The following is a 10159-nucleotide window of genomic DNA, read 5'->3' on the forward strand; positions in this document are numbered from 1 at the left end:
GGCCCATCGCGTCGGTGACGGACAGGTGCAGGGTGTCGTGGTCGAGGGTGTAGTCGTAGCTGTCCCCGGCGACGCTGTCGGCCGGGACCAGGGCGGGAGCCTGACGGCTGGCGCCAAGCAGCGCCCAGGACTTCGATGCGCTGGGCTATGTCTCGCACCTCCGGACCAAGCCGTCGTCGGTGACCTCGTAGACGCTGATTTCGAGCAGGCTTCGCACTGAGGGCGGCACCCTCAAGGCGTGGAACACGGAGGAGGACGGCACGACAAGGGCATAGTGGGTGCCTGGGGTTGATTCGGTCATGCGGCGCAGAAGCTGTCCGTAGGCGATGTCTGCATCGGTGCCGGGTTCCGTGGTCCGCCCCTTGGCCTCGCCGACCAGCCGCTGAGTGCCTCGTACGGCTTCGATGTCGGTGTGGGGATCTGTGGGTGAGACTGGAATCCAACCCTCTGCCACCAGCCATCGCCGGAAGGCGTCGACGACTCTGTCTTCGTCGCTCGCCCAACTGGTCTGCGGTGACACGCCGGTTCCCTGTGCTGCTGCGAGAAGGCTGCGAACCGCCTTGAGGTCGGCCTCGTGGTCCCTGCGGTGCAGTCGGCCCCGGCTGTTGGCGTCCAGGTCGGCGGGCCGAATCACCAGCAGGCGCAGGCCGTGAGCGGGGATCTCCGCGTCGCGTCGCGCGTCGTAGAGCGCCCGCTGCTCGCCTCGTTCCACTCCGCTCACCGTCAGGCGCCCGGGCTTGTCGAAGAACGGCGTGGCCTGGTCGTGCCGTATCTCGCGGTACTCCACGACAAGCTTGCGCTCTGGCCAGTAGCTGTCGACCGGCAGCCCGGTCCGCCGCCCCGCGGCTCCCGGATCTCCGAGCAGCCACTCGAACCGGTACTCGCGAAGGCCCTGTTCACCGAGGGCCTCGTCACACAGATCGAGCACGTACGCCTCGTCGCTGTTCTCTCTCCCGCCCGTGTACCGAGATGCTGTCACAAGCCAGTGCAATCGATGCTCATGCTGTGCCTGGAACGGCAGTTGCCGACGCCCTCACACACCACGGCACAGCCTCCCGCCGCCTGAGGCGTCGCCGGGTTTCGATCGGTTGTCGGCGGTGAACAGGTCTCCGGACGGCCTTGCCGCGCCAGCCGCAGGGGTTTTGCGCTGCGGTGCCACCGAGTTCGTCGCACACGCCGAACGCCCGGGGCCCGTCCGCAGTGTGCGGACGGGCCCCGTGATCGAGCGCCGGGCAGGCCTTGCACCTGCATTTCCCCGCAGGAAGCGGGGCGTCTTTCCTTGGACCACCGACGCGGCACCGGAACACCGGAGTTCGGCGACCAGCTCATGGCCGGTCATAGCCCATGGGTGCGCACGGAAGTGATGATCACGCCGACGATCGGGCGGTGGCCCGACTGCGGCTGCGGCTGCGCCGAGACGGCGGCGTGGCCGTCGCCCGCCTGGTGCTCGGTCACCGGCGGACCTCCTGCGCGGGGCGCCCTAGGCGGAAGCGCGGGTGGGGTGCGGCACGGCCGGTGGCCAGGTCCGCCGCCAGTGCGCCGATGAGCGGGGCGAACTTGGCGCCGTGGCCGGAGCACGGGGAGACGATGACGAACGGTCCGTGCCGGTCCAGGACGAAGTCCTCGTCGGGCGTGGTGGTGTAGAGGCAGGTGGCCTCGGCCACCGGGTCAGGATCGAGGCCCGGCAACCGGTCACGGACGAAACCGCTCACCCGGCTCCGCGACGACGCGTCGACGACCCCGCTGCGCGTGCGGGCGGTGGTGGGCGTGCCCCGGTCGTGCTCGGCGACCTTCACCGCGGGAGACGGGCCCCCGTCGGTCCCGGACGGCAGCCCGTAGAGCTGCAGCTCTCCGTCCCAGACCAGGGTGGGCCACTGGACGTCCGGATCGCGCCGGCGAAAATGGAAGACCTGCTGCTGGGTCACCCGCAACGACGGCAGGGCGACGGGCAGTCCGAGCTCGGGCAGCCAGGCTCCGGCGGCGATCACCACCGTGTCGGCGACGGTCTCCTGGCCCGTGTCCGCGTGCAGCAGCACCCGTCCGTCGGGCAGGACGTCGATACCGCTGACCCGGGCGCCGAGGACCGCCGTCGCCCCGTGGTCCATCGCCCGCCGCACGCACGCCCGCACGGTGGCGTCCGCGTCGGCCACGCCGGCGTCCGGGTGGTACAGCACGGGCCCCGTGACACGGATGTGCGGCCACCGTTCCGCCGCGGCTCGCGTACCGAGGAGTTCATGGGACACGCCGGCCGCGCCGAGCAGCCCGGCGATCGCCTCCGGGCTTCCGCGCTCGCACAGGTCCAGGCCGCCGGTCTTGCGCAGCAGGCGGGTCGAACTGTCGTCTTCCAGTTCCCGCCACTGTTCCTCGGCCTGCCCGGTCAGCCGGATGCAGAAGGGGTCCTTGTACGCCCGCCGGAAGATGCGTGAGCTGCCGTGCGAGCTGCCGCGCCGGTGCCCGATGTCGTAGGCCTCGATCAGTGTGACCTCATGGCCACGGCGTGCCGGTTGCCAGGCGGTGGCCGCGTCCATCGGGCCGGCGCCGACGACTGTGATCACGGTTCCTCCTCAGGAACCCGGCTGGTAGCGGCGAGCGGGACGCGGGGTGTGGCCGCGGACTCGGCGGCAGGGGCAACAGCGTTCTCCGGTGTCACGGGCGTGGGCGGGACCGCGGAGCCGGATCACCGCACCGCCGGACCCGGTGGCTTCCGACGCGTGCTTTCGGCTTGTGGTGCGGCGTGGGGCGGCGAGCGCGTGGGCCGCGATCTTCTGTGGTCCGGCCGGTTCCCGGCGCCGTAGGACCGGCAGGCGGCGGTGGAGGAGGAGCGGGGCCCGGTCGGGGCGTGGAGCCGCAGGGGACCGGAAGGCCGATCGCCCCGTACCGCCGCGCAGGGACGCAGGAGGGCGTTCGAACGGGGCACGCCGCTCCGAACCGTCGCCGTTCGTTCCCGGATCGGCCCGGAACTGGACGCGTCATGAGAGCACGGGTGTGCGAGGAGCGCGAGGGGGTAGACACACCAACCGGAACGATTGCTTCCGCATCGCTGCGCGGCCCGCATCGCACGGGGATCGCGCAGGCCGGGCGGAGCCAGGAGGAGAAGAGCATGAAGTTGACGCGCCGGATCACGAGCGCAGTTGTTTGTGCCGCATTTGCCGGTGGCGCTGTTGTGGCTGGTGGCAGCTCTGCCATGGCGGCCACTTCACAGGCGGGCGAGTATCACCAGGTCTCCGTCGCCACGGCCGGTGTCAAGGGACACGGGACAGCGCAGCAGGCCGCAGATCCGTGGATCGCCGGACAGCTCGCGGCTTTCTACCCCTCGGCGGCCCACCGGCTGGCGGTGTTCGATCCGTGGGTCGAGGACCAGCTGGCCCTGTCACGACCGGGCCGGTGAGGGCGGCGGGCTGTCCGGGAGTTCCCGGTCCACCCGCGGCGATCGCCGAGCTGTCGGCATCGTCCTCCGGACCGGACATACCGCCGAGGCCGTGTCCGGCGCGGCGCGCGATGCCGAGCCGCACGAGGCCGGAGCGGACCGAGCCCCGCTGGGGCGGCGAAGCCGCCCGGGGGCTTCACTCGCCGGGCCGGACCTGCGGTCACCCGAGCGGGTTCGTCGTACCAGCGGTGGACCCGCCCGGCCGGTCTGTACTGCGTTTTCAGCAGGGGGAACGGTCGGCAGGCGCACGACGACAGGACAGCCCGTTCCCGGAGAGCCCTGGGCAGATCGTCAGCACAGATGCTGAGACCACCTGCCGTGGCTGCATTCCTCTATCAAGTGGGTCGTCCGGCCTTCCGACGACGTTGGTACGTCGCTCTGGTCTGGGCGGCTGTCCTGGCCTTGGCCGGTCTTGGCGCGCTGAAGGCTCCGGGAGCCGCCGCCGAGGGCTTCTCCATGCCGGGCATCGAGTCCCAGAGGCCGTTCGACCTGCTGGAACAGCGCTTTCCCGGAGTCGGCGCCGACGGCGCGACCGCCCGGGTCCTGTTCGTCGCGCCGAGCGGGGAGAAGATCACCACCGAGGAGAACAAGCAGGCCGTCACGGAGGCCGTGACCGATCTGGCGGACGGCCCGCAGGTGGCGAGCGCCGCCGATCCGTTCAAAACCCACACGGTCAGCGGGGACGGCACCACGGCCTACGCGACCGTCACCTACAAGGTCGGCGCCAAGGAACTCACCGATTCCAGCGAGACCCGACCTCGAACAGCCCGACGGATACGAATACCGCCGCGGCAGCGGCGGCCGCCCCCGTCAACAGCGCTGGAAACGCTCCCGCCTCGACGAGCTGGCCGCCCGTCGGTCCTCGACGCCCTGACCACAACGCCGAACCGCGTCACACGCGGGACACCGTAAGACCGCGGCCTCCGGCTCAAGGACCGACGAGCTCCCGGCGGACCGGGCACCGCACGATGGCCGACACGGAGAGACCATCCACCTCTCCCCCGCGAAACCGCACGGCTTCGCGGAACCGGCCATCGCCGCTTCCGGAACGCTCCCGCGGATCCTGCCCCGAGTTCCTCTCCAGGTTCCGGAGTGATCACATGCCCACCAGGCTTGTCCTGTCTCCCCTCTTTCCGTTCCAAGGCGCGCGGCCCGGCATCAGGTCGAGTGATCGTTGACCCCGCCGTGCCGGACAGGCAATGCAGGAGGCAGGCTGCCGCCGGAGCCCCCGGACGGCCCTGACCAGCAACTGCGCACCCCAAGGTCCGGCAGGACGTTCCCTGCACCCGCGGCACGCAAAGCGCCTTCGTCGCCGCGCCCGGCGGCCCGGGCTGGTCTGTGCGGGCGGCAAGGGGCGGATGCGGGTTCAAGACGGCCATGGGCAGCTGGGACAGCCGTCTCCACGGCCCGGGACAGGGGGCGCCGCAGCCGGTGCCGTGGGCGAGATGGAGCGCAGACGCAGGGGTGTGCGCGGGTGCGGGCTCGACGGGGAAGAGGCGTTCTTCGACGACCGTGGCCAGGGCAGGCCACGAGCGCGGGCAGGCGCACGTCCATTCGGGGCGTTCCGGGGGTGCGGTCATTGCCGGTCTCCGGCCGGGCGGCGGCCGTCAGGCGCACGGTCGGTCCGCGGGGCCACAACCTCGATCTCGGCGCTGCCTCATGCAGTGCGGATGCCGGAGGCAGTCATGCCACTCACGGCGGCGAGAGGGCCGAGCTCGTAGGGGCGGTTGCCGTGGAACTCACGCCCGTAGGAGCTCCGGACAGAAGTGGGGTCCGATCAGCGGGCGGTGTCCGGTGCGTGCGACCGCAAGGCGCCGGAAGGTCCTTGCAGCGGAGCTACCAGGGCCTTTCGGCAACGCGGCTGGGGGTCCCCCCTCTGGGGGAGCGCGTGCCGGGCGCCGCCCGCCGGGCCCCGCTTCTGTCCGGAGCTCCGAGCGAGCAAAAAACGCATCTCCCGGTCAGCGGCCTCCCGCCGGGCACGAGCATCGGCGAGCGCCAGGAACAGGAGGTCTTCCTCCGGACCGTCACACCGGGCCTGGGGGCCGGCCGCATCCTGGACGCGGGCCTGCTCGGCCTGCTCACGGGCGTCGACGTAGAACTCCTCGGGCGTGACGTCCCCGGGCCGAGGCAAGGGGATACAGATCACCGTGATGGCACCGACCAAATCCATGAATGCGACTACCGCAGAAAATCATGTTGATCGCATAGGCGACTTCCCTACCGGAATGACCAGTTGCCGTGCGGACGGGCACCGCGGACGCGCGCTTGCAGGCGGGCACTCCGGCCGACACCCGACGGTCCGCGCCTCGAGTGCTCCGGCAACCTCGATGGCCGGCGTGGCGATCTCCCTCGACGGCACCTGGCTCGCCACCACCTCGAGACCATGGCCGACGCCGGACTCCTCACCCGCGAAGGCCGCGGTACCTGGGCCTGGTACACCGTCGACCAGCACGGACTCGACGCGATCCGCGACATCCGCGCTGACCACCAGCGGGCCATCGGCAGCAACTCGGCAGACGCGGACGGCGAACCGGTCCGGCGTCGCAGGGGACCCGTGAGCATGCCCGGGATGACGGCGCCTGCGCCAACGGGACGAACCGTCGGTGTTTCGCTATGCGCCGGAGGACAGCCGGCTTGCGGCCTGGTCCCATGGTCGAGGCTCGACCAGGTCGTCCCTGTCGAAGGCGTCCTCCTCGAACCAGCCCGTCCCCGCGAGCCATGTCTCCAGCCACGCCGCGAGGCCGGCGGAGTCGAGGAACCAGCACTGATCCCACGATCCGCCGCTGTACGGGTTCGGCTCGAAGAGCAGGACCTGACCGTCCTCGCTGAGACAATCGACGCCTGCGTACATGGCACAGCCCCAGGTCAGGATCGGTACGACGCCTTCGGGCCACTCCGGGTGCTCCACTCCGACAGACGCCTCACGTCGCGACAGGTATTCGCCGGCGACGCTGGAGCCCGGACCAAGCAGTGGCAACAGTCGGTAGTCAGGGCCGAAGCCGCCGTCAGCGACCTCGCGGTACAGGCGCGCAAGCAGGGGATGCAGCGCGAAGCCCAGTTGCGCCTCGGCCTCCGTGATCCGGGCATCGTCAGCAGGCGCGGGAAGCTCCTCGTTGTCCGATGCGGCCCGGATGGCGACGCGTTGCACGAGGTCATCGATGTCGGTCATGACCATGATGCTGTCAGAGCCCACCGACATGCCGACGGCCGAGGCCACCGGGCGGGCTGTTGAGCTACAGGAAGTTCAGGGAAGCCTGCGTCAGAGGTCGTTCTCTTTCCGGACCTCGTGTGCGGATTCCGCTGGTCAGACATGTGATTGCGCCTGTCGCGGAAGCCTCGACCCGTTGCTGATCGAGTTGCCGAGGGGGTGCCGGATGCCGTCGATGCGGGCGGTTCCGGAAGCACGGCGGAAGGCCGCGGTGGTGCGGGTGGAGGAGCTCGAAGCCGAACCGAACCGGAGCGGGTGCGGGCCGATTTGGCCGATGCGGAGGAGGTCCTCAGGCGCCGGGCGATCGGGCTCGAGCAGTGTCTGAAGGCGCTGGCCGAGGAGGAAGCACCCGCCGTGGTGGCTGGCGGTCGCTCGCGGAGGAAGCCGGCAGATCCGCGCCGTGCGGTGCCGCATCGGAGGGAGCAGCATCCGCGGTGTCCTCGTCAAGCGGCCGGAAGCCGCGTAGCCGGGACGGCTCGTCAGCCGGCGAGACCGCCATTGCTCTTCAGTAGCTGGCCGTTGATCCACTGGCCCTGCGGTGAGCACAGGAACTCCACCAGGTGAGCGGTGTCCTGCGGACTGCCAAGACGCCCCAGTGGTGTCTGGCGCAGCACGTGGTCGCGGATGTCGTCGGACATCCAGCCGGTGTCGACCGGGCCCGGGTTGATCACGTTGGCGGTGATCCCGAGGTGGGCGAGTTCGTGGGCAGCGGCCAGGGTGATGCGGTCGAGTGCGCCCTTGCTCGCCCCATAGGGCAGGTTGCCGACGGTGTGGTCGCTGGTGAGGGCGATCACGCGGCCGGTTCCTGGAGTCCCCTGGAATCGACGGCCGAACTCGCGGATCAGCAGCCAGGAGGCGCGCGCATTGACCGCGAAGTGGCGGTCGAAGCTCTCCAGAGTGGTGTCGAGCAGGCCCGAGTCCACCGACTCGCAGTGGCACATCACCAACGCGCTGATGTTGCCGAGACGGCCTTGAGCCTGGTCAAAGACCCGCGCTGCGGTCTCGGGATCGGCGAGGTCCGCCTCGACCGCCACTGTGTCGGCGCCCCGTTCCTCCAGGGCCTTGGTGATGGTGGTCGTGGCGTCGGTTTCGACGCCCCAGGCCATGCGCGCGTCGTATGGCGTCCAGTACGTGAAGGCGACGTTCCAGCCCGCCTCGGCGAGTCGGCGGGCGACCCCTGCACCGATCCCGACGGACCGGCCGACGCCGGTCACCAACGCGACCGGCCTGGTGGTATCGAACAGCGGCTTCTCATCAGCAGTCGTCACAAGGCGCAATCGTTCGGCCTGCTACGCGGGAACGGCAACCCCATTTTCCTTCGGCTGATCCACAAGTCTCGACGATTGCTCCCGTGTACGGCACCCGCGCAGGCCGGCGTCTGTGCCTGGCCGGCGGCCACGCCTGTCACGACGACGTACGGGGCGCCCGACAGACCGTCGCCACCACCTGGTGAACTCGGCCGACGGCTCGGATCCGGCCCGGCCTCGACGGCCCGCTCATGCCAACCCCGTAGTGAGGACCTGTCCCGCGGCTGGGGGAACCGGCTGTACTTGTCGCCCCGTCGAACCGGTACAGGGGTCCGGGCTTACGGCTGGCCGACCGTGAGGAGTGACTTGATCGCACGGCGCTCGTCCATGGCGGCGTAGGCGTCGGCGATGTGGTCGAGGTCGGTGGAGTAGTCGAAGACGCGTCCGGGGTTGATCGTTCCGTCCAGGACGTGCTGCAGCAGCTCGGGGATGTAGTGGTGGGCGGGGGCGACGCCGCCCTTGATGCCGATGTTCTTCCAGAAAAGGGTCTTGTACTCGAACTTCTCGTAGAGCGGGACACCGACGGCGCCGATCATGCCTCCGGCGCGGACGATGCAGGCAGCCGTCTCGATGGACTGGTCGGTGCCGACGCATTCGAGCGCGGCGTCGACGCCGGCGCCGTCGGTGAGACCGAGGACGGCCGTTACGGCGTCGTCCCCACGTTCGGCGACGATGTCGCCGGCACCGAACTCCTTCGCGAGAGCCTGCCGGTCGGCGTGACGGCTGAGCGCGATGATCCGGCCGGCGCCGAGGAGCTTGGCGGCCAGCACGGCCGACAGGGCGACCGCGCCGTCACCGACGACGGCGACGGTGTCGCCCTGCTTCACGCCCGCGCTCACGGCGGCGTGGTAGCCGGTGCACATGACGTCGGAGAGTGCGGTGAAGGAGGCGAGCTGGGCGTCGGTGAACCCGTCGGCCGGCGCGGGAACCTTCACAAGGGTCGCGTCGGCGTAGGGCGCGCGGACCTTCTCCCCCTGTCCGCCGTCACTCTCGCCGTCGCCGAAGGCTCCTCCGTGCTCGCAGTTGGACTCGAACCCGGCCCGGCAGGCGGGGCAGGTGCCGTCGTTGTAGGTGAAGGGGGCGATGACGAAGTCGCCGACCACCAGGTCCTGCACGTCCTCGCCCACCGCCTCGACGACGCCGACGTACTCGTGGCCGATGCTGCCCACCTTGTGGGAGTTGATGCCGCGGTAGTACCAGAGGTCGGAACCGCACACGCAGCCCCGCACGACGCGGACGACGGCGTCGGTCGCCTCCTGGATGGTGGGATCAGGGCGCTCTCCGAGCACAGCGGCGGCGCTGCGGCGTCCGGGTCGAGGGTCTCGGGGACGCGTACGACGAAGTCCTCGGGGGCGACGATCGCCTCGGATCAGCCGCCTTGAGTGTGGGCGCCGGGCTCGGCGGGGTCGGGGCTGCCGAAGACGAGGGTGTGGCCCGTGAGGCAGTACTGCTCCTGCCCGGCCCGGCAGTTCTCGCACTCGCGGCAGGAGTTGGCCATGCAGCCGATGCCGACCAGGTCGCCGACCTGGTGGCGGGTGACGGTGGAGCCGGTTTCGGTGACGCGGCCGACGATCTCGTGCCCGGGCACGAGCGGGCTGACCGGGAGCGGGCCGAAGGAGCCGTCGACGAAGTTCACGTCGGAGTGGCAGATCCCGCAGTACAGGATGTCGAGCCTGACGTCGTGGGGGCCGACGTCACGGCGCTCGATGGTGACGGAGGCGAGCGGCCGGCCGGCCCCGTGGGCGCCGAACGCGCCGACGGTGGTGGACATCGTGGTTCCTTCTTGCAGGTCGTACGGGGTGAAGGTCAGGCTTCGGGGATGGCGCGGCCGTAGTCGGCGAGGGTGACGTTCTCGGGCTCGGGCCCGCCGCGCCGGCCGGTCTCCAGCGCGTCCAGGGCCGACAGCTCGTCCGCGGCGAGGTCGAAGTCGAAGACGTCGATGTTCTCGGCGATGCGGTGCCGCTTGGTGGACTTGGGGATGACCGAGCGGCCCTGCTGGAGGCCCCAGCGCAGGAGCACCTGCGCGGGGCTCTTGCCGTGCGCGTCGGCGATGCGGGTGACGGCCGGGTCTTGAAGGACGCTTCGGCGGTCCTCGCCGTAGCCGGGGTAGAAGGTGATGCCCGGGACTGTAAAACGAGCGGTGTAACTCCCGATCATGGAAGATGCATCGATGACCAGCGACAACATGACCGAGGCTGAGCCCGTCGAGCCGTCTGA

At 70.4% G+C, this 10159-nt stretch carries 8 protein-coding genes and 1 pseudogene; 2 read left to right on the plus strand and 7 right to left on the minus strand.

The window, feature by feature from the left end; genetic code table 11:
• Positions 1-145 precede the first annotated feature (145 nt).
• Together ACWC24_RS41520 and ACWC24_RS41525 are read right to left on the minus strand one after the other, a co-directional pair.
• Positions 146-991, minus strand: coding sequence for a hypothetical protein (locus tag ACWC24_RS41520; RefSeq protein WP_450668111.1), 846 nt, complete (start codon positions 989-991; stop codon positions 146-148).
• Between the two features lie 460 nt (positions 992-1451).
• Positions 1452-2555, minus strand: a complete 1104-nt coding sequence (locus tag ACWC24_RS41525; RefSeq protein ID WP_450668112.1) for an FAD-dependent oxidoreductase — start codon at positions 2553-2555, stop codon at positions 1452-1454.
• Between the two features lie 545 nt (positions 2556-3100).
• Here ACWC24_RS41525 and ACWC24_RS41530 point away from each other — a divergent pair.
• The gene (locus ACWC24_RS41530; RefSeq protein ID WP_450668113.1) at positions 3101-3388 is read left to right on the plus strand and encodes a hypothetical protein; all 288 of its coding nucleotides are present in this window, start codon (positions 3101-3103) and stop codon (positions 3386-3388) included.
• Between the two features lie 357 nt (positions 3389-3745).
• A pseudogene (locus ACWC24_RS41535) lies at positions 3746-4183 on the plus strand (MMPL family transporter); the annotation flags it as partial.
• Between the two features lie 1855 nt (positions 4184-6038).
• Here the strand turns inward: ACWC24_RS41535 and ACWC24_RS41540 are convergent.
• From ACWC24_RS41540 to ACWC24_RS41560, 5 genes are all read right to left on the minus strand, one after another.
• Positions 6039-6596, minus strand: a complete 558-nt coding sequence (locus tag ACWC24_RS41540) for an SMI1/KNR4 family protein (RefSeq protein WP_450668114.1) — start codon at positions 6594-6596, stop codon at positions 6039-6041.
• A 518-nt stretch (positions 6597-7114) separates the two neighbouring features.
• Positions 7115-7912, minus strand: a complete 798-nt coding sequence (locus ACWC24_RS41545) for an SDR family oxidoreductase (protein ID WP_450668115.1) — start codon at positions 7910-7912, stop codon at positions 7115-7117.
• Between the two features lie 308 nt (positions 7913-8220).
• Positions 8221-9231 carry a zinc-binding dehydrogenase gene (locus ACWC24_RS41550; protein ID WP_450668116.1) on the minus strand — a complete coding sequence of 337 codons (1011 nt, stop codon included), beginning with the start codon at positions 9229-9231 and terminating at the stop codon, positions 8221-8223.
• 80 nt (positions 9232-9311) lie between these two features.
• Positions 9312-9713: an alcohol dehydrogenase catalytic domain-containing protein gene (locus tag ACWC24_RS41555; protein WP_450668117.1), complete on the minus strand. Its 402-nt coding sequence runs from the start codon at positions 9711-9713 to the stop codon at positions 9312-9314.
• Between the two features lie 35 nt (positions 9714-9748).
• Positions 9749-10159 (minus strand): aldo/keto reductase (locus ACWC24_RS41560; RefSeq protein WP_450668118.1); only part of this gene is annotated, 411 nt, incomplete at its 5' end.

It is taken from the genome of Streptomyces sp. NPDC001443 (genome assembly GCF_053597355.1).

Bases quoted from the DNA above. Each gene is read 5' to 3' on its own strand.
- ACWC24_RS41555 (WP_450668117.1), bottom strand. From the start codon at position 9,713: ATGTCCACCACCGTCGGCGCGTTCGGCGCCCACGGGGCCGGCCGGCCG.
- ACWC24_RS41530 (WP_450668113.1), top strand. From the start codon at position 3,101: ATGAAGTTGACGCGCCGGATCACGAGCGCAGTTGTTTGTGCCGCATTT.
- ACWC24_RS41540 (WP_450668114.1), bottom strand. From the start codon at position 6,596: ATGACCGACATCGATGACCTCGTGCAACGCGTCGCCATCCGGGCCGCA.